The organism is Microcoleus sp. MON2_D5 (genome assembly GCF_036701905.1).
In the GTDB taxonomy this organism is placed as follows: Bacteria; Cyanobacteriota; Cyanobacteriia; order Cyanobacteriales; family Microcoleaceae; genus Microcoleus.
The window spans coordinates 23,088-47,249 of the sequence record NZ_JAUBRM010000016.1; the positions used below are offsets into that span (position 1 = coordinate 23,088).

21 protein-coding genes and 2 riboswitches are annotated in these 24,162 nt (G+C 46.4%); of the genes, 11 read left to right on the forward strand and 10 right to left on the reverse strand.

Annotated features, from left to right (window positions below):
* The first annotated feature begins 49 nt into the window (after window positions 1-49).
* The 3 genes from QUA47_RS08030 (at window position 50) to QUA47_RS08040 (ending at window position 2,324) form a co-directional block, all read left to right on the forward strand.
* A complete protein-coding gene (locus QUA47_RS08030; RefSeq protein WP_333430364.1) occupies window positions 50-550 on the forward strand; it encodes a KGK domain-containing protein in 501 nt (166 codons plus the stop codon).
* Between the two features lie 119 nt (window positions 551-669).
* Window positions 670-846, forward strand: coding sequence for a DUF4089 domain-containing protein (locus QUA47_RS08035; RefSeq protein WP_333430405.1), 177 nt, complete (start codon window positions 670-672; stop codon window positions 844-846).
* 14 nt (window positions 847-860) lie between these two features.
* Complete coding sequence (locus QUA47_RS08040) at window positions 861-2,324, forward strand: AtzE family amidohydrolase (protein ID WP_333430365.1); 1,464 nt, start codon at window positions 861-863, stop codon at window positions 2,322-2,324.
* Window positions 2,325-2,335: 11 nt separating this feature from the next.
* On the opposite strand, the gene rpsU is transcribed toward QUA47_RS08040, so the two are convergent.
* Together rpsU and prfB are read right to left on the reverse strand one after the other, a co-directional pair.
* On the reverse strand, window positions 2,336-2,530 hold the full coding sequence (gene rpsU / locus QUA47_RS08045) for a 30S ribosomal protein S21 (RefSeq protein ID WP_006632476.1): 195 nt from the start codon (window positions 2,528-2,530) through the stop codon (window positions 2,336-2,338).
* A gap of 173 nt (window positions 2,531-2,703) precedes the next feature.
* Window positions 2,704-3,838 (reverse strand): peptide chain release factor 2 gene (gene prfB, locus QUA47_RS08050; protein WP_333430366.1). Its coding sequence is split into 2 segments (ribosomal slippage): window positions 2,704-3,765 and window positions 3,767-3,838, totalling 1,134 coding nucleotides; the frame shifts between segments, so codons are not numbered across the junction.
* Between the two features lie 204 nt (window positions 3,839-4,042).
* Here prfB and QUA47_RS08055 point away from each other — a divergent pair.
* Window positions 4,043-4,768: a Uma2 family endonuclease gene (locus QUA47_RS08055; RefSeq protein ID WP_333430367.1), complete on the forward strand. Its 726-nt coding sequence runs from the start codon at window positions 4,043-4,045 to the stop codon at window positions 4,766-4,768.
* Between the two features lie 85 nt (window positions 4,769-4,853).
* Here the strand turns inward: QUA47_RS08055 and QUA47_RS08060 are convergent, their stop codons facing one another.
* Window positions 4,854-6,437: a tetratricopeptide repeat protein gene (locus QUA47_RS08060; protein ID WP_333430368.1), complete on the reverse strand. Its 1,584-nt coding sequence runs from the start codon at window positions 6,435-6,437 to the stop codon at window positions 4,854-4,856.
* Between the two features lie 247 nt (window positions 6,438-6,684).
* Entirely contained in the window at window positions 6,685-7,413 is a 729-nt protein-coding gene (locus tag QUA47_RS08065) for a Bax inhibitor-1 family protein (RefSeq protein ID WP_333215010.1), read from the reverse strand.
* 564 nt (window positions 7,414-7,977) lie between these two features.
* Here QUA47_RS08065 and QUA47_RS08070 point away from each other — a divergent pair.
* Entirely contained in the window at window positions 7,978-8,304 is a 327-nt protein-coding gene (locus QUA47_RS08070; protein WP_190657859.1) for a PEP-CTERM sorting domain-containing protein, read from the forward strand.
* A gap of 75 nt (window positions 8,305-8,379) precedes the next feature.
* On the opposite strand, the gene bchD is transcribed toward QUA47_RS08070, so the two are convergent.
* Both bchD and QUA47_RS08080 read right to left on the reverse strand, forming a co-directional pair.
* Window positions 8,380-10,527 carry a magnesium chelatase ATPase subunit D gene (gene bchD, locus QUA47_RS08075; RefSeq protein ID WP_333404568.1) on the reverse strand — a complete coding sequence of 716 codons (2,148 nt, stop codon included), beginning with the start codon at window positions 10,525-10,527 and terminating at the stop codon, window positions 8,380-8,382.
* A gap of 34 nt (window positions 10,528-10,561) precedes the next feature.
* The gene (locus QUA47_RS08080) at window positions 10,562-11,845 is read right to left on the reverse strand and encodes a HAMP domain-containing sensor histidine kinase (protein WP_333430369.1); all 1,284 of its coding nucleotides are present in this window, start codon (window positions 11,843-11,845) and stop codon (window positions 10,562-10,564) included.
* Window positions 11,846-12,052: 207 nt separating this feature from the next.
* Here QUA47_RS08080 and QUA47_RS08085 point away from each other — a divergent pair, with 207 nt between their 5' ends.
* The gene (locus QUA47_RS08085; protein ID WP_333430370.1) at window positions 12,053-13,390 is read left to right on the forward strand and encodes an ArsB/NhaD family transporter; all 1,338 of its coding nucleotides are present in this window, start codon (window positions 12,053-12,055) and stop codon (window positions 13,388-13,390) included.
* Between the two features lie 191 nt (window positions 13,391-13,581).
* Here QUA47_RS08085 and QUA47_RS08090 read toward each other — a convergent pair whose 3' ends face one another.
* Window positions 13,582-14,778, reverse strand: a complete 1,197-nt coding sequence (locus QUA47_RS08090; RefSeq protein ID WP_333430371.1) for a sensor histidine kinase — start codon at window positions 14,776-14,778, stop codon at window positions 13,582-13,584.
* Window positions 14,779-14,948: 170 nt separating this feature from the next.
* Window positions 14,949-15,161: riboswitch (cyclic di-AMP (ydaO/yuaA leader) on the forward strand.
* 99 nt (window positions 15,162-15,260) lie between these two features.
* Between QUA47_RS08090 and QUA47_RS08095 the strand changes: the two genes are divergently transcribed.
* Complete coding sequence (locus QUA47_RS08095; protein WP_333430372.1) at window positions 15,261-15,428, forward strand: hypothetical protein; 168 nt, start codon at window positions 15,261-15,263, stop codon at window positions 15,426-15,428.
* 128 nt (window positions 15,429-15,556) lie between these two features.
* Here QUA47_RS08095 and QUA47_RS08100 read toward each other — a convergent pair whose 3' ends face one another.
* Window positions 15,557-16,750 (reverse strand): sensor histidine kinase, encoded by a 1,194-nt coding sequence (locus tag QUA47_RS08100; RefSeq protein WP_333430373.1) that lies wholly within the window; start codon window positions 16,748-16,750, stop codon window positions 15,557-15,559.
* Window positions 16,751-16,925: 175 nt separating this feature from the next.
* A riboswitch (cyclic di-AMP (ydaO/yuaA leader) is annotated at window positions 16,926-17,138 on the forward strand.
* A 100-nt stretch (window positions 17,139-17,238) separates the two neighbouring features.
* Between QUA47_RS08100 and ntrB the strand changes: the two genes are divergently transcribed.
* From ntrB to QUA47_RS08120, 4 genes are all read left to right on the forward strand, one after another.
* Window positions 17,239-18,087 (forward strand): nitrate ABC transporter permease, encoded by an 849-nt coding sequence (gene ntrB, locus QUA47_RS08105; RefSeq protein ID WP_333404580.1) that lies wholly within the window; start codon window positions 17,239-17,241, stop codon window positions 18,085-18,087.
* A 117-nt stretch (window positions 18,088-18,204) separates the two neighbouring features.
* Window positions 18,205-19,635, forward strand: coding sequence for an ABC transporter substrate-binding protein (locus QUA47_RS08110; protein WP_333430374.1), 1,431 nt, complete (start codon window positions 18,205-18,207; stop codon window positions 19,633-19,635).
* 152 nt (window positions 19,636-19,787) lie between these two features.
* Complete coding sequence (locus tag QUA47_RS08115) at window positions 19,788-20,627, forward strand: nitrate ABC transporter ATP-binding protein (RefSeq protein WP_333430375.1); 840 nt, start codon at window positions 19,788-19,790, stop codon at window positions 20,625-20,627.
* 46 nt (window positions 20,628-20,673) lie between these two features.
* Window positions 20,674-21,459, forward strand: a complete 786-nt coding sequence (locus QUA47_RS08120) for a universal stress protein (RefSeq protein ID WP_333430376.1) — start codon at window positions 20,674-20,676, stop codon at window positions 21,457-21,459.
* A 212-nt stretch (window positions 21,460-21,671) separates the two neighbouring features.
* On the opposite strand, the gene QUA47_RS08125 is transcribed toward QUA47_RS08120, so the two are convergent.
* Both QUA47_RS08125 and QUA47_RS08130 read right to left on the reverse strand, forming a co-directional pair.
* Complete coding sequence (locus tag QUA47_RS08125; RefSeq protein WP_333123847.1) at window positions 21,672-21,890, reverse strand: hypothetical protein; 219 nt, start codon at window positions 21,888-21,890, stop codon at window positions 21,672-21,674.
* A gap of 236 nt (window positions 21,891-22,126) precedes the next feature.
* On the reverse strand, window positions 22,127-24,088 hold the full coding sequence (locus QUA47_RS08130) for a S9 family peptidase (RefSeq protein ID WP_333430377.1): 1,962 nt from the start codon (window positions 24,086-24,088) through the stop codon (window positions 22,127-22,129).
* Between the last annotated feature and the right edge of the window lie 74 nt (window positions 24,089-24,162).

The window sequence follows — 24,162 nt, forward strand, 5'->3', positions numbered from 1 at the left end:
AGTGCGATCGCAAATTGTGTCTCTACCACCTTGACTCAGATAGCTTAAAATGGTAGAAAAGAGGAATCAGCAGAATTTTGTTAAAAAAATGAACGAAGAATTTGAAATAAATAAAAAATATGATATACTAGACGGCGAGGATGATGTTTTGTTATTGGATAAAGCTACTTTTACGGTGCGGAGGTTTAAAGAGCTAGTCGCTAAGAAGTTTGATTATATACTAAATTATATCGAGGCCGTAGAAAAGGAATCTCGCAATAAATCGATATCTTATTGGATGCAATCTCTGTCGATTAATGAAGAAACAACAATTCCTGCAGGGGATATAAACTGGAGTTCCCCTCAAGAAGGAATCGATTGTCAAATCCTCAAAATAGGTGCCAAAGGTTGGCAAAAAGGAAAGCTTAAAATAGAAGTTAATAAAAGTTTTCAGTCGGTAAAAACGCAGACATCTATAAAGTTTTGTCCTGATGAACCACTAGAGCCAAAATCTCCTTTAGATGATATCAGACAATCTGAGGAATATAAAAAACTGAGCAATAACAACTGACAGCCCGATCGCGATTACGATACAATAATCGATCGCACCTATATCTGAATCTTAGATTTTCAACCGCAGATGAGGGCAGATGTACGCGGATGAACGCTGATGTTGTTTGGGATGGACTAATGATAAATATAGAAGAATATGTCGATCGCACCGCTGAACTGATAAACTTACCCTTAGACCCGCAACATCGTCCAGGCGTTGTGGTAAACTTCGAGAGGATAGCTGCGATCGCCCGACTCGTTACTGAATTCCCTTTACCTCAAGAAGTAGAAGTCGCGCCGGTGTTTGAACCTTAGATTTTTAACCGCAGATGAACGCAGATGAACGCAGATGTTTTTTAGAGAAGGCTGATGCGGTTGCTACGGCAGCGGCTGTTAAATGTGGTAAGGTTACGGCTACAGAGGCGGTAAGTGCTGCTTTGGAACGGATTGCTGTTAAGGATAAAGCTTTTAATTGCTTTACTGCAATCACTGCATCAAGCGCACTCGCAGCAGCCGAAAATATTGATAATTCGATCGCAAATAACCAAAACCCAGGCCCTTTAGCAGGTGTTCCCTTCGCAGTCAAAAACCTGTACGACATCGGCGGAATTACTACCCTAGCTGGGTCAAAAATCAACGCTGACAATCCTCCGGCTACCCAGGACGCGGCGGTGGTCGCCCGACTAAAACAAGCCGGGGCTGTGCTCGTAGGTACTCTTAACATGGACGAGTACGCATACGGTTTCGTCACGGAAAACAGCCACTACGGCCCGACTCGCAATCCCCACGATACTACGCGCATCGCTGGTGGTTCCAGTGGCGGTTCCGCAGCAGCAGTCGCCGCCGGTTTTGTACCCATCACCCTCGGTTCTGATACTAACGGTTCCATCCGCGTACCGGCTGCTTTGTGTGGTGTCTTTGGGTTTAAGCCTACTTACGGCCGTTTATCCAGGGCTGGCGCTTATTTATTTTCGAGTAGTTTGGATTGTGTGGGGCCGTTTGGGCGATCGATCAGAGATATGGCGCTGCTGTACGATATCCTGCAAGGCCCTGATTCTCGTGACCCAGTTTGCACTCAACGCCCGCCAGAACTTTGTTCGTCGCAGTTAAATCAAGGCATCGAAGGATTGCGAATTGCTGTTGCTGACGGCTATTTCGCCACAGGGGCCGAACCGGAAGCAATGGATGCTGTAGAAATAGTTGCTAAAGCCTTGACAAATGTTTTGGATTGTGGTATAAGCACAGAAAAAACAACAAACCCCCCAAAAATAGGGGGGCTTGCAACAGTCAGCATACCGGAATCCGATCGCGCCAGGGCTGCGGCATTTATCATTACCGCTTGCGAGGGGGGAAACTTGCATTTAGACAACTTGCGATCGCGCCCTCAAGACTTCGATCCTGCCACGCGCGATCGCTTTTTAGCGGGAACCCTGATCCCTGCGACTTGGTACTTGCAAGCGCAGAGATTCAGACAGTGGTACCGCGATCGAATTCGCGAAATATTCCAACACACAGACATCATCCTCGCACCCGCAACCCCGATAGCTGCCCCTGAAATTGGCGTCGAGAAAATGGTAATAGCCGGACAAGAAATCTTAGTGCGTCCCAATCTCGGACTGTTCACCCAACCCCTATCATTTATTGGCTTGCCCGTTCTTTGCGTGCCCGTACAGCGGCCCGGCGCTTTGCCCTTGGGGGTACAAATTATTGGTGCTCCCTACAGCGAAGCGGTGATTCTCCGAGTCGCTGCGGTACTAGAATCGCAAGGCATTGTATCTGCCGAATCAATTTAGTGCTAATAATTCTAGGGTTTGTTATTGCGGTGAAAGCGTCTCTTAGTCCTTCTGGCAATAGCTTTGCGCTTCTGCTTTTCCAACGGAGTTTCAAAGTGGCGGTGCTTTCTCATGTCGGGGAAAATACCCGCTTTAGAAACTTGTCGCTTAAACCGTCGCAGGGCTGACTCAATCCCTTCATTTTCGCCTATTACAACTTGGGTCATTATTTCTCCTTAGTGTTTGTCAGATCAAGTTTTATCATATCAAGGTTTTTGACCGCGCGACCTGTTGAAGGTCGGGCGATCGGCAAAAACCCCAAAATTATAGCAAATCCGCTGCCATCACCGCTCTTGATTCTTTAGTTTGCACAGCCAGACTTTGTATGTCAAGGCGCGAATTAGATTCGCGCGGTTGAATCAGTTTGGGCTATCAACTGATTTTCCTGGCGCAGATAAGCTTGAATAAACGGGTCTAATTCGCCGTTCATCACATCTGCGATGGCGGTTGTTTCCACCCCAGTACGCAAATCCTTGACCATTTGGTATGGGTGAAAAACATAATTGCGAATTTGCTGGCCCCAAGCCGCCTCCACCATATCGCCGCGAATCTCGGCAATTTCCGAAGCCCGCTGTTCTTTCGCAATCACCAACAGCCTAGCCTTGAGTAATGCCAAAGCTTTTTCCTTATTTTGCAACTGACTGCGTTCTTCAGTGCAGCGGACGGCCAAACCAGTAGGAAGGTGAACGATGCGGACTGCGGTTTCTACCTTGTTAACGTTTTGCCCGCCCTTGCCGCCAGCGCGGGAAGTAGTGACTTCCAAATCTTTTTCTGGAATGTCCAACTGTACGGATCGATCGAGAATTGGCATCACTTCCACGCCCGCAAAACTGGTTTGACGCTTGTCGTTAGCATTAAAAGGCGAAATTCTGACCAAGCGGTGAGTGCCTTTTTCCGATCGCATATAACCGTAAGCGTAGCGGCCGACAATTTCCAAAGAAGCCGATTTAACACCTGCTTCCTCTCCCTCGGAAATTTCCATTAAATGTACTTTGTAACCTTGACTTTCCCCCCAGCGGGTGTACATCCGCAGCAGCATTTCGGCCCAATCTTGAGCATCTGTGCCGCCGGCCCCGGCGTTAATTGTCAAAACAGCGCCGCCTTCATCGTAGGGTCCAGATAGTAATTGTTGCAGTTCCCACTGGTCGAGTTCGCGGGTTAACTGAGAAAGACTCGATGAGGCTTCTTGGAACAGGGACTCGTCGGCTTCTAACTCCAGCAGTTCTAAAATAGCTTTAGCATCTTCTAAGCTAGTTTGCCAATTGCTGTATTGTTCTAAGTGAGATTTGAGGTCATTGAGTTCTTGGAGAGTTTCTTGAGCTCGATCTTGGTCGTCCCAAAATGCTGGTTGGGCGCAGATTTGCTCTAAGTCTTGAATTTTGGCTGTGAGTGCGGGGATGTCAAAGATAGTCCTGGGTTGTACCCAGTCGATCGGACAAAGTTTCGATATTGTGTTTGATGTCTAGAACTTCCACTGTGAGTTCTCCTAGTTGTGGGGTGTATTTTTAAGTTTAGCTGAAATTGGGATATTTCAACAAACAAAATGTTATTGCTTCTTCCTGATTAGATATAGTGCGAACCCGTTGAATTAAAAACTTTACCGCATTAAAAATTCCCAATTCAAAAAAAGTTGCTATAATCTAAAATCAGGTTAACGATCTCAATGGAAGTTAACTGCCATGATTTCCCCAGAACTAAAATTAAGCTTGCCGTCCACCGAAGACCTGCCCTGTTCGGACGATACGCCTGTGGATAACGAAGACCAGAATCTGCTACCCAACCTATTGTTGTTTGTCCTGACCGGTATTTGGTCCGATCGCATGGATTGGTACTTTGGGGTGGATATGGCGGTGTATCACACCACAGGAATCAGTCCCAAAGTGCCTGTCGTCCCCGACGGGTTTCTCAGTTTGGGGGTGGAGCGCCGAAAAGGAGGCAAATCTCGCCGCAGCTATGCTGTCTGGGAAGAAAACGAGGTTGTGCCGATCTTAGCATTGGAAATGGTGTCTCACAAACCCGGTGGAGAGTACGACGAGAAAATGTCGATTTATGCCGGGTTAGGGGTTTTGTACTACATTATTTACAACCCCGAATTTTGGCGGCGCGATCGGCATCAACCGTTTGAAGCCTACAAGCTGATTGACGGGCAGTACCGGCAGCAGATTGGCGAACCCTATTGGATGCCAGAAGTGGGATTGGGCATAGGGCGATCTCAGCAAGTTATTGGGGGCATAGAGCAAGAAATTTTGGTTTGGTACGATGAGTCTGGAAATATCTATCCCCTGCCGGATGTAGCGGCGGGGCAGATGCGCGAAGAGTTGAGGGTAGAACGACAGCGAGCCGAACGTTTAGCTGAGTATTTGCGATCGCAAGGGATCGATCCAGATAACCTGCCTGAATCTTGACGTGAAATTCGATCGGCTTCACCGCATTCTTCCTTCTATTTTGTGACAACAGTCAACAGTCAACAGTCAACAGTCAACTGACTTCTTAGATATACTGCGAACCTGTTGAATTGAAAGTTTTACCGCATTCGTGAGCGCATACATCCAACCTTTTAGAACAGGAAAAACTTTTTGTGAGGTCTTCGCGAAACCAATCTCTGGCGATCGCATCTTTCACCGATTGAGTTCTGAGAGAATTAAAGCCATTTCCGTACTTTTCAATTAAACCCAGCATTTGCGGTCTGTAAGTGTGGTTATAAACAGCGTATTTAGTATGACTTACCCAACAGCAAGGCCAGAGTTCCGCTTCAAAACTGATGAAAATCTCTTGGGTGGCTTGAGTTTGACAGCTAATTTCTACATTGCGGTAGTAATTATTTAGGCTACCAAATTTTTCTACAGCTTGGATAAATTGGTCTCCCTGTGGATTTTTATATTGTTCCAATGATGGGGGTTGGAGTTCTTCGCTGGCTGGCTTTGATGGGATAGGCTGAGTTTGAGCGGGTGCTTGAGAGGTTTCGATAGCTATAGCTTGATACCAAGCATAATTGGCTTTTTCTGGTTGCCCCAACTGTGTCAAAATTTGAGCTAAATTGCGATAAGCTCCGGCAAAATTGGGTTTAAGCTCGATCGCCTTTTGGTAATAAGCACTAGCTGGCTGCCACTGTTGCTGTTGAGCATAAAGACTGCCGACATTAGCATAAACTTCTGGAAAATTAGGCTGAAATTTAAGTGCCTTGGCGTAACAATCTGCTGCTGCTTGCATCTGCCCCAAACCTTGAACAGCATTGCCTAAAGTTTTCCAGGCTGCTGCAAAATTAGGCTGAATTTTTAGGGCTTGTTGGCTGGCTGCGATCGCCTCTGAGAGCTGTCCTTGTTTCAAAAAGTCCTCAGCTTGTTGGTGCAACCCAACAGCCGTCTGTGTTTGATTTTGAGGGGCTGACGCATTAGTTGTTGCTGGTTGGTTGGGGCGATCGCTCTTAGCATCTACCTGAGAGTTTTCTGCCTTCTGAGGCTGTTGATTTGCGGCCTCTTTGTCATAAATTTCTTTCGCCACAAAACGAGAGGTAGCTTTCGGTACAAACTCGACAAATCCTAGTTGTTGGGCTAAATCCCGTGCTGCTTCTACTTGGTGCTGGTTGTGTTCAAATATCAAGTAATGCCATACAGCTTTTCCGCCAGCTTGGATAAAGGCATTAACCGACTGCATTATCCTGTCCCAGTTGGTATTTTGGCGGTAGATGCTGTTAGTATCTGCCAACCCGTCGATACTAAAAATTACGCGATCGTGTTCTCCTGTCATCGCCTTTGCCAGGGCTTGCCACCAGTCGGGATTGCGTCCGCTACCGTTGGTGTACAGGCTGATATGAGGAACTCCCATGCGGTGCAAATACTCGATCGCGGGAATTGTGGTATTGCTAGTCATAGCATCGCCGTAGTTGCCGCACATATACACCAAATCCAACTGAGAGCAAAACTCTTGTGGGAAAATTCTCTCAATATCCTCCATCTTTAATTCCGCCCCCGGCAAAATCGGGTTGTCGGTGCGGGGACACTGGGGACAAGCTGCATTGCACCTGGAGGTAATTTCTACGCTGACTATCCTAATATCTTCATATTTTAAGTACATGAGTTTTCTCCGATTAATTTGTGATTAATATTGAAATCGCGCTCGACACAATTAGATAACAAGAGCTTTGATTAAGTGATTAAAAAGTAAAATTATACCTTATGCCTGCCGACTCTGAACATGATATAAGTTTTTTGTATGAGGGACAGAGGAGGCGATGACGACTATCTTGATTCCAAATCTTAATAAAAAAAAACCGCGGCCCGATGTCGATCGAGCCGCGGTTTTTTTTAAGCTAAAGTTTCAATTAATCGCGGCTGTTGATAGCAATCAGCAGGCGCAGAATGAAAATGAACAAGTTGATGTAGGTCAAGTACATCGACAGAGCGGCGGGCAAATACTGGTCATCGCGGTAGCTGCGGGGTAATATGTAAAAATCGACGATCGCAGCGCCGGCAAATATAAACACGCCGATGCCAGAAATGCCAATTTCCAACCAGGTTGGGGTGTAGACGCCAAAGAGTGAGAGCAGAAACTGACCGCCAACGACGACTAACAAAGCAATCACACCTAAACTTATAGTTTTGGTGAGGGCCATGCCGTCTTGTTCAGAAAGGTTGGAGCCAATTTGGCGGGCGGCGATAAAGGTAATGCCGCATCCGAGAGCCGCAAAAGCGATGCCGGAGATGCCGACGCCTTGGGTTCTGAGGGCTGTAAATACCAATCCGCTGAGAGTGTAGCCGGAAAGCAGGCTGTAGGTTGCCAGCAGGGGCAAAGCGGTGTTTTTGTTGCCTTGTTCGGCGGCACCGCGGGCGATGAAGAAGAGAATTAATTCTACGACGATCGCGGCAATGAAGGTGGGAAAGAAGATCCCGGGATAGTTACGGATCACTCCGAGGCCGCCGTAGGTGCCGACAGCAGTTAAGACAAGTCCGCCGCCCACGAAGGGGAGAGCGTTGGAGATGACGTTCGGGCCTACCAGCGCGTGGTTTTTGGCCTCGCGCACGGCTTCGCGGAAATTGCTAGTGTTACTCACGAGGATTTACCTAATTTTGGCTGAGAATTGCTATCTATCATTTTGACAGCTTTACACTTTGTTTGCAAAATCTGAAAGAGTTTAAAGATTTGATAAAGAAGGGGGGTGAAATCACTCCCAACCAGGGATCGATTGTTTATAATCGACTGCGTACAGGTCTGTGCCGTGTTGCTGTGTGGCACCGTTGCGCCTCGCGGCAAAGCTATAGAGTTTAAAGGGCCGGCCCTATCTGGGGCTAAGGGCTAGCTTAAAGTCGATCGAATCACAGATAGCTGAAGTCAATCTATTTGGGAGGGGGGATTTACGATTGGGGATTAAGGAGTATATGCTAGAGGCAGGGGCCACAGTTGATTTTAGGTTGTTGATTTGCGACTTAGTTGAAACTAGGGACCAGAAACTTCAATAATATAAAATATAAAATATAAAATATAAATAAAATCTAAAATCTAAAATCGGTTCCGTTAATTGCTAAGGTAGCTCAGACAGTAGCTCAGGCAGAGGATACCGATAAAATTAATGAAAAGATTGAGTTCTATCGACAAACTGCTAAATAGGTAATGTCCAATGCCCACCTTTTTTGAACGCAAATTATTGCCCCCTACAGCCGGGATTTTATTGGCTGTCGCCGCCGTTATTTCCAGCGGTCAAGCTGCAGTTGCAGCTAATGTCCGAGCCGTTTCTACCGCTGCTTCATGGCAGGGTTCAGAAAATTTGCTGCTGGCTCAGACCGGTCAAGCCCCCCAAGGTACAACTTTTTCAACCCAGAACCGGGCAACGGTAAGGCGGGAGCCTCTGCGCGTAAGAATTCCTGAGCCTTCGACGGTGGTAGGGTTGGGTTTAGTTGCGGGTTCGCTGGCGCTGAGTCGCCGGAGAGTGAGAGTTAAAAATTAGACTTTTTGTGGCAAAAAGTCTAATTTTTTGATTTTTAACCGCAGATAAACGGAGATAAATCCGGGTATCAGGATTTTAGCCGATCGCGTCGCGCAGAGCATTTTTAGTCATAGCTGCGATCGACTGTTCGGTAGCTTTGGGCAAGTGATAGTATTTCCCTCCAGAAGTCTTGGCCAATTCCTTCGCAAAGCCAGTCGAAATAAACTTGCTCTCGGTATCAATCACCAGCAACTGCATTCCCAACCCGCGAATTTTGGCAGCAATTTCTAACAATTCCTGCTTAATATCAGGCTTTTCTCCATCTACAATCGGTTCGCCCAAAGAACGAGCCAAAGGAATATTGCCGCGTCCGTCAGTAATGGCGACAATCGCAACTTGACCGATATCTCCAGACTGACGCGCGTTGACTCCCACCCGCACTGCTTGAGTCAAACCGTGGGCCAGGGGGGAACCGCCTCCGCAGGGCAACCGTTCCAAACGCTTGCGGGCCAAGGCTATCGAGCGAGTCGGCGGTAGCAGCACTTCTGCTTGTTCCCCGCGAAAGGGAATCAGAGCAACTTGGTCGCGGCTTTGATAAGCTTCTGTGAGTAGCTGCATGACTGCACCTTTGGCCGACTGCATCCGGTTGAGGGCCATCGAACCGGAGGCATCGACGACAAATACGACTAAAGCTCCAGCTTTTCTGGCCAAGCGCTTCGCCCGAATGTCTCCCTGTTCCACAAATACACGGCGCTCAACCCCCCCTTGCCCCCCCTTGCTAAGGGGGGGTTGACTCGCCTGTTGCCCCCCCTTGCTGGAGGGTTGGGGGGGGTTAGAATTCCTGTCGCGGCGGGCTTTTTGGTAGGGTGCGGCGGCTCTGAGGGTGGCGTCAACGGCGATGCGGCGGACGGGGCCTTTGGGTAAAACTGGCTTGACGTAACGGCCTCTATCTTCCGAGAAAATGGTGCTGCGGCTGCCAGATTTGCCTTGGCGGCTGGCGGCTTGGGCGAAGAAAAGCACGCTGGGGTCGAGAATTACGCCTTCGGGGTCGAAGAGAAATTCTTCGGGAATGGTATCTTTTTCTGGTTCTTCTTCAGGTTCCGGGTTGTCTTCATCCTCTTGGTCTTCTTCGTCTTCTTGCTCGTTTTCTGGTTCGTCTTGTTCTTGTTCTGACTGCTTTTGGGGAGGCGGCGGGGGGGGAGGAGGAGGAGAGTTTTCGTCTGGGGGAGTTTGGATGATGGTGGCGCGGGGTACGATGACTAATTCTACGGCGCGGCGCAGGTCTTCGGCGTTAACTTCTGTGCGTCCCTCCATGGCGGCGGCGGCTTTGGCGACGCGGACTGCGAAGATTTCGGCCCGGTGTCCTTGAACGCCACCCCGGATGGCTTCTTCTACTAGGTAGGCAATTTGTTCGCGTTTAATGCTGACATCTTTGAGCCATTCTCTGGCTAGGATGATTTGGGTTTTGAGGTTGTCGGTGTCTTCGCTGTATTGATTGAGAAAGTCTTGGGGAGAGCTGGAGTAGGATAAAGCTTGTTCTACTGCATAGACTCTTTCTTCTATTTCGAGTGCTGCGTCGGCTGAAAGTACGATCGCGATGCGATCGAGCAAATGTTCTCTGAGCGGCCCTTCTTCGGGGTTGTAGGTGGCGATAAATAGAGGTTTGCAGGGGTGTTGGAAGCTAATGCCTTCGCGTTCTATTTGGTTGCGGCCTTCGGTTAATACTGTTAGCAATTGGTTGGAAATGTTGTCATCGAGGAGGTTGATTTCGTCTACATAAAGTACCCCTCGATTTGCTTGGGCTAAGAGTCCGGGTTGAAATACGGTTTGGCCGAATTTTACTGATTGTTCGACATCGACTGAACCTAAGAGTCTGTCTTCCGTGACACCCAAAGGAATTTGAATGAATGGTGTGGGAATTATTTCAGTAGTTAAGGAATTACTATCGGTGGTGTGGGTATCTTGCCCGCCATTTTCTGGTAACAAGCCTGATGCTTGTTCTGCAAGAATATCATTAGGTTCGGCGTTGCAAAAAGAATCTTTAACAATTTCAATGGGTGGCAGTAATGAGTGCAAGGCGCGGGCCATTACTGATTTTGCTGTCCCGCGGCGGCCTGCGATCGCAACTCCTCCCAATCCGGGATCGACTGCTGCTAACAGCAGGGCTAATTTGATTGCTTCTTGCCCGACTACGGCGGTGAGGGGAAAGGCTGTGGTGGAAGGGCTAAGGTTGGCTGCGGGCATAGGATTTTCGGATGTAAAAATTTGAACTTAATGTTTAGCTTACTTCTTGGAGTATTTTAACTTCTTGCGGCAGAATGACGGTAAAAGTTGAGCCGACTCCTATTTCTGATACTAACTCGATTTTGCCTTGCAGCAGCGTGACGAGCCGCGATACTATTGCTAATCCCAGGCCAGTGCTTTCGGTAGGAAAGAGCTGTTTGGCTGCTTCTCCTGCTTGAAAGAAGGGGTCAAAGATGCGCTTTGTATCTTCCGGGGCGATGCCAATGCCAGTATCTGTAATTGCGATCGCCCACTTTCCGTCTCCAGCAGGGTGGCAACTTAATTCGATGCTACCAGATTCTGTATAGCGAATGGCATTGCTCACCAGGTTGGTCAAAATTTGTTGCAGCCGCTGTGCGTCGGCGATTACTTGTGTTGGGGCGCACTCGCTGGTAACAGCGAGCTTTAATCCTTTAGCATCAGCAATTGGCTGCATCATTTCTACTACGGTGTTAATTACAGATTGTACATTAGTGGGCCGCAGGTTAAGTTTAATTTTTCCGGCATTGGCGCGAGAAAGTTCTAGTGTGTCATTAATCATGCGAAGCAAGTGTCTGCCGTTGCGTAATACTCGCTCGATGTGTTCGATGCCGGGGAGGGTATCTTTGACTTCAGATTGCCATTTTTCTTTTCGCAGAAATAGTTCGGAATAACCGATAATTGAGTTGAGAGGAGTTTTAAGTTCGTGAGCCAAATGGTAGACGTTTTCTTGATGGACGCTGACAAGGCGAGAGAGTTCTTGATTGGTGAGTTGTAACTGAGTTTGGATTTGTTGAAGTTCCTGCAGCCTCTGAGCGACGTAGCTGTTGAAACACTGGGCAATTGCTTCGTCTACTACGGCATCTATCAGCCTAAAAGCTCTGAATACGTCGGCAGTGGTTCCTGCTAGCAATTCTGATTCTAACTGCGAGAATATTACTTGACGCAATAAGTGGTATTCCCGCGCTACTTCGGCAGCGTCGTAGCCTTGTTCTGCTCTGAGAAATCCGTGATCTAAACTGGCTTCAATTAATAGTTTTATTTCGCTGTTTTGATATTGGGAAAGCACTGTGACCATCGCCGCCAGCAGGTGAGGTATGTGATTTTCGATTGCTGAGTGCGTTAAGGCGTCAGCGCTTTCAATGTTCCGATCCTGACGAACTGCTTCAATCCAGTTTTGGACGATAATATCGGTTTTTTCGGCGAGCACTTGGCTGTAGTCCATAATGTCTGCGTGGGGGTTGAGTGTGGCAGAGATTGCCCATGCTTCATTGTAGTTGAGCGATCGCCAGATCGCCATATCAAACTTTGGGCGCTCGCGACCCTGCCGAAAGAAGTAGTTTTGAGGTGATTTTTTCCCTGTGCTGGAGAGCTCTTGATGACTCGTTCCCAGCTTGTTGCTGCCAAAATCAGCGCTTAAATTTATTGACAGAAGAGCCAGAAAGTAGTATAGTCACTCGAACCGAGACTTTTTAATTTTTAAGTTCTATTATTTTCAGGGGACTAAATGGAAAACGTGCAAGCTGTGATTGCTGCAACAACATTTATATGTGTAGTTTTCTTAATAATTACAGAATGGATACACCTCACAGTTGCGGCATTTCTGGGAGCAGTGATTCTGGTTTTTACCCACGTGATGACGTTAAACAACGCGATCGAATATATCAGTCGGAGTCACGCCACGCTGGGCTTATTTTTCGGAGTCATGGTAATAGTGAGAGCCTTTGAGCCTACCAAAGTATTTGAATACTTGGCAACTCAAATTGTGCTTTTGGCTAAAGGCAAAGGCAAAAATCTATTGCTGGGTATTGTTGCGATTACTACCCCAATTTGTTCTGTTTTGCCCAATGCCACGACAGTCATGCTGCTAGCACCATTAATTCCGCCAATGGCAGAAGAAGTGGGTGTAGATTTTGTGCCGTTACTGATTTTAATGGTATTTGTAGCTAACAGTTCGGGACTGCTGACCATCGTGGGCGATCCGGCGACATTCATTGTCGGCGATGCTATTAACATGAGCTTTGCAGATTACCTGGTAAAGTTAAGTTTGGGCGGGGCAATTGCCGTAGGAGTGATAGTAGTTATGTTGCCTTGGCTGTTCCGCGATATTTGGCACAAGAACTTAGACGATTTGGAACATTTGCCGCGCCCAACAATTAATCACCCGCGAATCTTAGCAGTGGGCGGTGTAATTATAGCTTTCGTGCTGACATTTTTTGTAATAGGAGAGTCTCTGCCCGTGCCTATTTCACCGGCAGCGGTTGCTTTGTTGGGGGCTGCTTTGGCAATGCTTTTAGCTCACCATTCCAAAATTGATTCTGTTAATAATATTTTGCGGGATTTAGATTGGAGCACGCTGCTATTTTTTATGTCTATCTTTGTGCTGATTGGCGGTTTGGAAAAAACCGGAGTTATCGCCAGTATATCTGGAATATTAGCAGTGATTTTAGGTAAGAATATTTTTCTGGGTTCTTTAGTTTTGTTATTTTTTGTGGGTTTGATGTCGAGCGTGGTGCCAAATATTCCCTTGGTAGTGGCGATGGTGCCACTGCTAAAACAGTATGTTGTCAATACCGGGCTCGCACCTGCAGAGGTGCTGGCTCCGGATTTTGCAGGGCAGTTTCCACCTGCTGTGCTGCCGCTGTTTTATGCGATGATGTACGGAGCAACTTTAGGCGGAAACGGCACTTTGGTAGGAGCTTCTTCTAATATAGTGGCGGCGGGAATTTCTGAACTGCACGGGCGCCGGATTTCTTTTCAAACTTTTCTGCGTTACGGGCTCCCTGTGATGGCGGTGCAATTAATAACTGCGGCTATTTATGTAACTCTTCGGTTTCTGATTTGAAGAAGTCATTAGTCATTAGTCATTGGGCATTGGGCATTGGGCATTGGGCATTGGGCATTGGGCATTGGGCATTGGGCATTGGGCATTAGTTATTGGTCATTAGTCATTAGTTGGCAGTTGGCAGTCAACAGTCAACAGTCAACAGTCAACCGTCAACAGTTAACAGTCAACAGTCAACAGTTAACAGCAATCTAAACTCCATCCAATTCTAAGGGAAAAATTACAGTGAAGGAGGAGCCAACTCCTACTTGAGAAACTAATTCGATTTTACCTTGCAAGAGATTGACTAATCGAGCGACAATTGCTAGCCCTAAGCCGGTACTGTCAGGAATGCCAGAGCTCAGGGAGTTGTCGGCTCGAAAGTAGGGTTGAAAAATCCGATCGCAGTCTTCAGGAGCAATACCAATTCCTGTATCTGAGACCGTTACTGTCCAATATTTATCTGGCAAAAGTTCGCTTTTTATTGTAACAGTACCGGCTGTGGTGTAGCGAATGGCGTTGCTGGTTAAGTTTGTGATAATTTGCTGCAAGCGCAAGCAATCAGTCACCACTTGATCGTCTGAGAGATGGCACTCCACAGCTATCTCTAAACCTTTGGCTTTCGCTAAAGGCTCGATTATTTCAACAACCGTGGCGAGTACATCTGGCAGTCTGATTGGAGCTAGCTGTAACTTTATTTGTCCGGCTCCGTACCGCGAAATTTCCAGAGTATCGTTGATCAATCTCAGCAACAGTCGGCCACTGTTGAGGACTCTATCAATATGCCCTATATTGGGAACAGAACCTTTAATTTCGGAATAGTTTTGTTGCTGGCGCAAAAACAAATCTGAGTAGCCGATAATAGAGGTGAGGGGAGTTTTTAATTCGTGAGCTAAGTGAGATAAGTTCTCTTGATTGGCGCGAACTAAGCGAGTCAGTTCTTGATTTGTAAGTTGCAATTGGTTTTGCAAATCCTTGAGTTCTTGGAATCTTTCCTGGGTAAAGGTTTGGAAACATTTAGCAATTACTTCGTCGAGCGCCGTGTCAATTAACCGGTAAGCTCTGCTGACTTCTGCAGCAGAGGCTTTTAACAATTCTGGCTCTAAAGCCTCGAAAGTTACCCAGCGCAGCAAGCGGTATTCCCGCGCAATTTCCTCGGCGTCGTAGCCTTGTTTTGCTCTGAGAGTTCCGTGTTCTAAACTTTTTTCTACGAGTGTGCGAATGTCGCTCTCTTGGGATTGGGAAAGCATAGTTACGATCGCTTGCAGTACCAGTGGAACGCTGTCGCGCACGCCATTGTAGGTGAGTTCTTTAGCGGTTTCGAGTTGGTCGTCGGAGCGTACAGCTTCGATCCAGTTTTGTATAATTATGTCGATTCGATCTTGCAGCGCGAGGCTAAAGTCTCTCATGGCTCAAGTAGAGAAATAAGTGGGCGATCGCATTTTATCTCTCTAAGCTAGTTTAATAATTAACTTTTTGAATTGTTTGTCAACTTTTGGGCTTCGCCGATCGCAAATAGCTACTCCTAAAGACCTATTGACAATATAATACGCTCGTGCTATTTTAACTTAAATTGGCTTAAAACGTCAAGCCTAATCCACCAATGCGCGCTCAGACCAAGCGTGTGGCTGGAGCGGAGGAACCAATTTTCGGGGCTAATTTCTACAGAATTATAAACCAAAGTTAAAAATTGCCAAATTTGAGTGTAATTTTGGATTTTGAAATCTAAGGAGAAGGACATCTCTCAGTCCTAGCCCGTCAGCTAACTTCCCAGGCATTGAGAAGAGACTGAAAAGCCAAATTTCTGACAAAGATTGTTTGCCTTCGTCAGTGTCTCAGGTTGGTATTGTTCAAGATTTTTGTACCTGCCCTGACTCTGAAGGAGATTGAAATGTTGATACAGCTTAATTTATCTGCGATCGCACTTGCAGGAGTTGCAACGTGGAAGCGGGTAAAACCCGTTGTCATCCGAGATGCAGTTTTGTTGCCGGCGGCTGGTTTTGACTGCACGGGCGCCGGATTTCTTTTCCAACTTTTCTGCGTTACGGGCTGCCTGTGATGGCGGTGCAATTAATAAGTGCGACTATTTATGTAACTCTTCGGTTTCTGATTTGAAGAAGTCATTAGTCATTAGTTGGCAGTGGGCAGCCAACAGTCAACAGTCAACAGTCAACAGTTAACCGTAATCTAAACTCCATCCAATTCTAAGGGAAAAATTACAGTGAAGGAGGAGCCAACTCCTACTTCAGAAACTAATTCGATTTTACCTTGCAAGAGGTTGACTAATCGAACGACAATTGCTAGCCCTAAGCCTGTAGTGTCAGGAATGCTAGAACCCAGGGAGCTGTTGGCTCGAAAATAGGGTTGAAAAATCCGATCGCAGTCTTCTGAAGCAATGCCAATTCCTGTATCGCTGATGCAGAGACTCCACTGTTCGTCTGACAATAATTCGGTTTTTATGGTAATAGTACCAGCTTGGGTGTAGCGAATGGCGTTGCTCACCAAGTTAGTGATAATTTGCTGCAACCGCAAGTAATCTGTCATAACTTGATCGATAACCGGAGTGCACTCAACGACGATTTCTAAATTTTTTTCTTTAGCCAAAGGCTCGATTATTTCGACAACAGTCCCGATCGCCGATCGCACATTTGTCGCAGTTAGCTGCAATTGTATGCGTCCCGCGTCGTACCGCGAGATTTCGAGAGTATCGTTAATCAATCTAAGTAAGCGTCTGCCGTTGCTGAGGACTTTATCAATATGTGCCAAATTGGGAACAGAATCTCTAAGTCCAGGATTGTTTCGTTGGCGCAAAAACAATTCTGAGTAACCAATAATAGAGGTGAGGGGAGTTTTCAATTCGTGAGCTAAGTGAGATAGATTCTCTTGACTGGCGCGAACTAAGCGAGTCAGTTCTTGATTTGTAAGTTGCAAGTGGTTGTGCAACTCCTGTAGTTCTTGGAATCTTGCCTGGGTATAGGTTTGGAAACAATCAGCAATTGCTTCGTCGATGGCACTGTCAATTAAGCGGTAAGCTCGGCTCACTTCAGCGCCCGAGCCTTTTAGCAATTCTGGCTCTAAAGCATCGAAAATTACCCTCCGCAGCAAGCGGTATTCCCGCGCAATTTCTTGGGCATCGTAACCTTGTTGTGCCCTGACAGTCCCGTGGTGTAAACTTTCTTCTATGACTGTCCCAGTGTCGCTGTCTTCTGATTGGGACAGCATAGTTACCATCGCTTGCAGTACGACGGGAAGGCTGTCGCGCACGGAATCGTAGGTGAGTTGTTTGGCGGTTTGGATTTGTTCCTCGGCGCGAACAGCTTCGATCCAGTTTTGGGTAATTAGGTCAATTTTATCTTGTAGCGCTTGGCTAAAATCAATCATGGCCCTTAATATATAAATCAAGTCAGCGATCGCATTTTATCTCTCTAGGTTAGTTTAATAATTAATTTTTTGAAGAGTTTGTCAACTTTTTTTGGGCTTCCCCGATCGCCAATAGCTACTTCTAAAGACATATTGACAAAATTAAATGGTCGTGCTAGCTTAAGTTAAATTGGCTTAAAACGTCAAGCCTAATCCACCAATGCGCGATCGAACCAAGCGTGCGGCTGGAGCGGAGGAACCAATTTTCGGGGCGAATCTCTAAAGAATTAAAAAGCAAAGTTAAAAATTGCCAAATTTAAGTGTAATTTTGGATTTTGAAATCTAAGGAGAAGGACATCTCTCAGTCCTAGCCCGTCAGCTAACTTCGCAGGCATTGAGAAGAGACTGAAAAGCCAAATGTTCTGAAAAAGATTGTTTGGCTTCGTCAGTGTCTCAGGTTGGTATTGTTCAAGATTCTTGTACCTGCCCTGACTCTGAAGGAGATTGAAATGTTCATACAGCTTAATTTATCTGCGATCGCACTTGCAGGAGTTGCAACGTGGAAGCGTGTAAAACCCGTTGTCATCCGAGATGCTGTTTTGTTACCTGCTGCGGGTTTTTTGGGAATTCTTGGCTTGTGGTGGATTGTTGCCAGCTTCAAAAGCGAGTTGATTCCCACTCCGTATCAGGCGTTTATAGCTAATTTAGATTACATATTGCATCCATTTTATCAGCGCGGGCCTGGAGATTTAGGCATTGGCTGGCTGCTGCTAGCGAGTTTGCGACGGGTGTTGGTGGGATTTTTCCTGGGTGCTGCAGTTGCGATTCCCGTAGGATTTCTCATCGGGATGTCGAAACCGGCAATGATGGCGCTTAATCCGCTGATTCAAATCTTCAAACCGGTGTCGCCGCTAGCGTGGCTGCCGATAGCTCTATCCATTTTTAATTTAGCAGAGCCGTCGGCAATTTTTGTTATATTCATCACGTCTTTGTGGCCGACAATTATTAACACTGCTTTGGGAGTTTCTAGCGTTTCCCAGGATTATCTGGATGTGGCGCAAGTGTTGGAAATGCCCCGCTGGAGGCGGATTACCAAAATAATTTGGCCGGCGAGCTTGCCATACATTTTTACAGGTTTGCGGATTAGTTTGGGGATTGCTTGGCTGGTGATTGTGGCGGTGGAAATGCTGACAGGCGGTGTGGGAATTGGCTTTTTTGTGTGGGATGAGTGGAGCCGTTTGAATCTGAGCTCGGTATTTTTAGCGGTGTTGGTAATTGGCATAACTGGATTGTTGCTCGACGCTGCTGTTGACAAAGTTCAGGAATTGGTAACGCATCGACCGATCATTAATCATTAGTCATTAGTCAGTTGGCAGTTGTTAGGCAAGCAGTTGTCTGTTGTCAACAGTCAACAGTCAACAGTTAACAGTCAACAGTCAACAGTCAACATTTAAAAGTCATTAGTCAAATTAAATATGAGTGACAAGTTTTCCAATGAATGGAACCGCCGAGAGTTTTTGCAAGGAATGGGAGCGGCGGCGGCGGGAATGGCTTTATCGGGTTGTGGAATTAGCGCGGATCGATCGGCAAAAGGACTGACTGAAGAAGCCTCAGCCGTAAAGCCGATCGTCGATTCCCGAACCTTAGAAAAACCCAATTTAACCGTAGGATACGTGCCGGTTAACGATTGTGCACCATTTGCGATCGCCTGGAAAAAAGGCTTTTTCCGCAAATACGGTTTAAACGTCAAACTCAACCGCGAAGCAAGCTGGGCAACCTCCCGCGACGGCGTAATCTTCGGCCGCCTCGACGCCTCCCCAGTCGTATCCGGCGCCGTCACAAACGCCCGAATTGGCGCCGAAGGAGCGCGCCACGCACCCCTGTGCGCGGCAATGACAATTCACCGCCACGGCAACGCCATGACGATGAACAAAGCTATGTGGGATTCCGGTTTGCGCCCCTGGCACGAATACAACGGCAATTTGGAAGAATTTGGCAAACAATTTCGAGCCTTTTTTGACAGTCAGCCGTCGGAAAAAAGAGTTTGGGCAGTGGTTCTGAGTTCTGCGATTTACGAATACTTTGTCCGCTACATATCGGCGGCTGCCGGTGTCGATCCGTTCAAAGAATTTCGGGTAATTATTGTGCCGCCGCCGCAGATGGTAACGAACATCAGGATTGGCGCGATGCAGGCTTACATGGTAGCCGAACCTTGGAATACGCGGGCAATTCAAGGCAATTTGGGAGTGGGTTTTACCTTCGTGCAAGGGAAGGAAGTTTGGTTGGGACATCCCGATCGCCTTTTGGGAGTAATGCAATCATTCATTGAGGAAAATCCCAAGACTTATTACTCGCTGGTTAAGGCAATGGTGGAAGCTTGTCAGTATTGCAGCAAGCCGGAAAACCGCAGTGAAATATCGGCGCTGCTGACTGAGCGATCGTTTACGGGGGCGAAACCGAAAAAAGGGGCGATCGACAAATTTACGCGACCGGCAATAGTTGGCGACTACAACTATGGAGGGTTTGACGAAAAAGACCGCACCATACAATCGGAAGATGCAACTATTTTCTATGACATTCCTAAGAACTTGCCTCAAATACCCGGAAATCATTCAACATTTATGTGGCAGTCTCAGAGTATTTGGTTGATGACTCAAGCCGCCCGCTGGGGACAGATTAAGGAGGTGCCAAAAAATGCTGAGGAATTAGCTAAAAAAGGTTGGAGAACCGACCTTTACCGCAAGATTGTTGCCGAAATGGGGATCGATTGTCCCCAGGAGGATTACCAAGTGGAACCTGCGGAACTTTTCATTGATAAAAAGGCATTTGATCCTAGCGATCCGGTGGGTTATTTGAATAGTTTTGAAATTCGAGCCAACCGCCCTCAGTCTTTTTTTCAGTCTTAATGTTTGACATCTTGCCCTTTTCCGACCGTCCCCCCAGGCACTTAAGTCCCTGGCTAATAGCTAAAGTCGGTTGAAACAGACTAAAATATTTTAGAAATTACGCAACCGTAAGGAAATCAAATTAACACTTTACTACTTTTTAGGAGAATACCGTGACTCAATACTTTTCTACTTCTATCGAAGCCAGCAGCCAAGTCCAGAAGCACCCGGAATTTCTGGAAATTAACAACTTGTTCAAGTCGTATAAAACTGCTGACGGTAGCGAATTTAGCGTTTTGGAAAATATCAATTTAAGTATTGGAGAAAACGAATATATTTCGGTAATCGGTCACTCGGGTTGCGGCAAATCAACGCTGCTAAAAATAGTGGCAGGTTTGGAAAAACAGACCGCGGGAATGGTGACACTGGAAGGAAAAGAAATTCGCAAACCTGGAGCCGATCGCATGATGGTATTTCAGCACTATGGATTGCTGCCTTGGCTGACGGTGCGAGAAAATATTCGGCTAGCAGTTGATGAAGTTTTGCGAAGTCTTAGCCGCCCGGAGAAGATTAGTCTTGTCAACGAACATCTAGCAATGGTAAACTTAACATCGGCAGCCGATAAATATCCAGACGAGATTTCAGGGGGCATGAAACAGCGCGTAGGAATTGCGCGAGCTTTGGCGATTCGACCGAAAATGTTATTAATGGACGAACCCTTTGGAGCGCTGGATGCTCTAACTCGCGGCAAGTTGCAGAAACAGGTGCTGGATATTTGGGAAAATCACAGACAAGCTGCAATGATGATTACTCACGATGTTGATGAAGCTATCTATATGTCCGATCGCATTGTGCTGATGACAAACGGCCCGGCTGCGACGATAGGTGAAGTTTTGTCAGTGCCGTTTGCGCGCCCGCGCGATCGCCAGGAGTTGCGGGAATCGAAGGAGTATTACGAAATCCGCAACTATGCTTTGAATTTTCTCGATCGCTACTTTACTCAAGACGAATAACACCCGACGGATCGACATAACAATTCACTTAAGAGAGGTTAAGCCTGTGAATCTCAAAACAATGTTAGCGCGTTTTGAAAGTGCATTGGGATACCAAAATTTAGCAGAAGAAATGGTGTTGCTGCCGGAGCCAACATTACCAGTTTATAAGAAGTCAAAATCCTCAAAACAGGCAAAAAATATCAATTTTATTGTCGGTTACAACAGTTCTCCCCAAAGTCAAGTAGCTCTGGATATTACCCTGTGGATGGCGCATCAAACTCGTTTAGTAACAACTAAAGAAGTCACGGTTCAAGTCGTATACGTAATCGACGAATCGTCAAAAAGTTACCGCGAAGATACTTGCAAAGTTGCTGTAGCAAATGCCTTGGCTGCACAGCAGAAAGTGTCTGATTTAGAGGAAACATTCGCCCTTAGTTGTGCAGCGCCTGCGCTCGCTTTACCAACCGAAATCCCATCGGTATCCCAGCAAAAAGCTTGGATCGATCCGCATTATTTTCAAGAAATTTTTGGTCAAAAGAATGAGTATGAGATAGCAGATAAGTTGCTGTGGCAAGCGCGCTGTTTGGCTGAGGAATGGCGCGGTTTATTCAAAGCTCATTTACGCATCGGGCGCGTTGCTACAGAACTGAGAAACGTGGTTGAATTAGAATCAGCAAATTTACTATTCTTGGGCTGCGATTCCGGCAACCACTCGCTGGTTAGGGAACTAGGCAATAATTTTCCCTGCTGCGTGCTCGGGATTCCTGCGGCACTCAGCTATCAGATGGATGTTCCGCCTGAAGAAAGTTTGAGCAAGTTACAGTTGGCTACAGTTATGTCTGCACATTAAACTTGTTCAGCACTTACGCAAAACTATATGTAAGGTTCGCAGTGCAAATCCTACCGCTATAAATTAGTGCGCTAAACCTTTTTTTGCGTAAGTTCTATGTCGATAAAAAATTAACAATAGTTTTCTCGCTCTAAGTCCCAACTACCAGAGAATTGGGACTTTTTTTAATTATTGAGATGTTTAAAATTATTCTTAAGTAAAATTATCCTCACTTACCTGATCATAGACAATTCGTTAACTAATTTGATCTTTCCTCGACACACAGAGCGCAGGAGTCGATCGATCGAGCGTTTGTCTTCCTCCGTCAAATTTTCGTCAAAAATAGCAGCCATCAAACCGTACCTATCGGCTAGGGTAATGTAGCCATTATGATTCACTTCGGCAAACAGCTCGGCCAAAGCAGATGGAATCAGGTGAATAGGAGTTAGCATAGGGATTAAGTCTGAATTTGACGATTGCGCGATCGGGCTTTTTTGCGGTAGCAAAAGGCGATCGCACTATAAAAATTTAGAACTCTATTGCCTTTAAAAGTGTGACAATAAACAGCAAAATTTGTGATAGGAAACCGCCAAATTTGTGAAGTAAATCACATTTAAAATTTGCGAATTATGATAAAGCTTGCAGGTGCGTTTTAGGGAAGACCGAGCAACTGCAAACTTCATGTTTTCTAAAGATTGAAAATCACCACTTCCTCCACAGGTTCAGCTAACTCAAACTTAAACACCCGGGAATAGAAATAGAATTCGCCGTCAAGAGTTCTTTTGATATTTTCAGCGCGGCGAAAACCATGGTGTTCCCCTTCATAAGCAACATAAGCAACCGGCAAACCTTTAGCTTTCAATATCTCTACCATCATTTCCGCTTGATTGGGCGGAACCACTTTATCTTCTAATCCTTGAAAAAAGATAACGGGACAAGATAAACGTTCGGCGGAATGAATAGGCGAACGAGCTACATACAAATCTTTTCTTTCGGGATAAGGCCCGATCAATCCATCCAGATAGCGCGCTTCAAACTTGTGAGTATCCGTGGCCAAAGCTTCCAAATCGCTAACTCCATAATAGCTCGCACCCGCTTTAAACACATCGCGGAAAGTAAGAGCGCACAGAGTAGTGTACCCCCCTGCGCTGCCTCCGGCGATCGCCATTCTTTCGCCATCAACTAAACCTTTTTGAGCTAAATATTTAGCACCGTTAGCGCAGTCGTCAACATCGACAATTCCCCAACTATCTTGCAGTCTTTTTCTGTATTCTCGGCCGTAACCAGTGCTGCCGCCGTAATTAACATCGAGTACGGCAAAACCGCGACTCGTCCAATATTGAATTTTCAAATTCATGCTGCTAGAAGTAGCAGCAGTTGGGCCGCCGTGACTTTTGACGACAAGCGGCGGTTTTTCACCCGCAGGTGCTGCGAAATCTTGATTTTTCGGGGGATAGAAGAAACCGAAAGCAGTCAAATTGTTTTCCGTGGGGAATTCAATCGGTTCCGGTACCGAAAGATAACCCGGATTGATGCTTAAATTGCTCGATTGGCGCAATATTTCTAGTTGGCTTGTTGCTAAATTGAGTTGTACAATAGCAGTAGATTCAGTCGGCGAACTTGCCAGAAAAACAACAGTTTCTCCCCGCGCTTTGACCGACGAAATATCAGTGTAAGGCGTCTCAATAGTTGTCAAATGCTTTGTCGTTAAATCAAGACTCGCTAAATGCCACTGGCCTTGCTGAGTGTAGGTGCAAATAATTTGGCTTTCCGAGACAACGGCATAAGTAGACATTCCAAAAACCCACTGAGGAAGTCCGAATTCAGCCGCCATTTCGCACAAGCTGGTTTCTATCTCTGCTTCCCCCCTTACCAAGGAGGGATTGAGGGGGGTTCTAGATTGCCAGCGGTAGAAATTCCACCAGTTAGACTTGTCAGAAACAAAATACAAAACTCCATCGGGCGACCATTCGGGTTGAAAAATCGACTCCTCAAACCCGCCAGCCACTAAGTATTTTTCACCTAAAGAACCGTCAGCATTAATTTCTGCTACCCACAATTCTGTGCCATCCCACGGCATATTTGGATGGTTCCAACAAATCCAGGAAAGTAGAGAACCGTCAGGAGTCAAACGAGGGGAAGCATAAAAATCATTGCCCTGAGTTAAGATTTGGATATCTTCGCCGTTATCTAAATTAATGCTAACAATAGTATTGACAGGTTCGCCCTCACCTGCATGGTCTTCGCGCACGCAAATCAGGCGATTTCTTTGCTTGTCCACTATCGCATCTGCATAGCGAGAATTAGCAGTAGGTGTCAGAGGTTCGGGTTGAGAATTTAATGTTTGAGTATAAATACGTTGGTCGGCAAAATGAGAAAAATAGACAACACCGCCCGCAACTGCAAAGGAAGCGCCGCCGTATTCGTTAACGCGAGTGCGAACATTAAAAGGAGGCGGTGTCACGTCGCTAATTGTACCGTCAGGAGTGCGCCGCACGAGGACGCTTCTTCCCGCTTCCGAAGGCCTTCCCTCAACCCAGTAAATATCATCGCCGTCAATAGCAATTTGTCCGAGTCCGACCGTTCCAGAAACAATTAAATCGGAAGAAATAGGCGATTTCCAAGAGCCGTAAGGTGATACTTTATTCATATAGTTGAGGCAGTTGTGTTTCTCGCACAAAAAAATTAATATTTGTACTTTACACTACTTCAGTCACCGGGAAG

What these genes read in the sequence shown, in the direction of transcription:
- QUA47_RS08040 (WP_333430365.1), top strand. Translation starts at nt 861, where the DNA reads ATGAACGCAGATGAACGCAGATGTTTTTTAGAGAAGGCTGATGCGGTT.
- ntrB (WP_333404580.1), top strand. Translation starts at nt 17,239, where the DNA reads ATGTTCATACAGCTTAATTTATCTGCGATCGCACTTGCAGGAGTTGCA.
- QUA47_RS08080 (WP_333430369.1), bottom strand. Translation starts at nt 11,845, where the DNA reads ATGGCGATCTGGCGATCGCTCAACTACAATGAAGCATGGGCAATCTCT.
- QUA47_RS08125 (WP_333123847.1), bottom strand. Translation starts at nt 21,890, where the DNA reads ATGCTAACTCCTATTCACCTGATTCCATCTGCTTTGGCCGAGCTGTTT.
- QUA47_RS08095 (WP_333430372.1), top strand. Translation starts at nt 15,261, where the DNA reads ATGTTGATACAGCTTAATTTATCTGCGATCGCACTTGCAGGAGTTGCA.
- QUA47_RS08090 (WP_333430371.1), bottom strand. Translation starts at nt 14,778, where the DNA reads ATGAGAGACTTTAGCCTCGCGCTGCAAGATCGAATCGACATAATTATA.
- rpsU (WP_006632476.1), bottom strand. Translation starts at nt 2,530, where the DNA reads ATGACCCAAGTTGTAATAGGCGAAAATGAAGGGATTGAGTCAGCCCTG.
- QUA47_RS08035 (WP_333430405.1), top strand. Translation starts at nt 670, where the DNA reads ATGATAAATATAGAAGAATATGTCGATCGCACCGCTGAACTGATAAAC.
- bchD (WP_333404568.1), bottom strand. Translation starts at nt 10,527, where the DNA reads ATGCCCGCAGCCAACCTTAGCCCTTCCACCACAGCCTTTCCCCTCACC.
- QUA47_RS08030 (WP_333430364.1), top strand. Translation starts at nt 50, where the DNA reads ATGGTAGAAAAGAGGAATCAGCAGAATTTTGTTAAAAAAATGAACGAA.
- QUA47_RS08110 (WP_333430374.1), top strand. Translation starts at nt 18,205, where the DNA reads ATGAGTGACAAGTTTTCCAATGAATGGAACCGCCGAGAGTTTTTGCAA.
- QUA47_RS08085 (WP_333430370.1), top strand. Translation starts at nt 12,053, where the DNA reads ATGGAAAACGTGCAAGCTGTGATTGCTGCAACAACATTTATATGTGTA.
- QUA47_RS08100 (WP_333430373.1), bottom strand. Translation starts at nt 16,750, where the DNA reads ATGATTGATTTTAGCCAAGCGCTACAAGATAAAATTGACCTAATTACC.
- QUA47_RS08070 (WP_190657859.1), top strand. Translation starts at nt 7,978, where the DNA reads ATGCCCACCTTTTTTGAACGCAAATTATTGCCCCCTACAGCCGGGATT.
- QUA47_RS08130 (WP_333430377.1), bottom strand. Translation starts at nt 24,088, where the DNA reads ATGAATAAAGTATCACCTTACGGCTCTTGGAAATCGCCTATTTCTTCC.
- QUA47_RS08060 (WP_333430368.1), bottom strand. Translation starts at nt 6,437, where the DNA reads ATGTACTTAAAATATGAAGATATTAGGATAGTCAGCGTAGAAATTACC.
- QUA47_RS08055 (WP_333430367.1), top strand. Translation starts at nt 4,043, where the DNA reads ATGATTTCCCCAGAACTAAAATTAAGCTTGCCGTCCACCGAAGACCTG.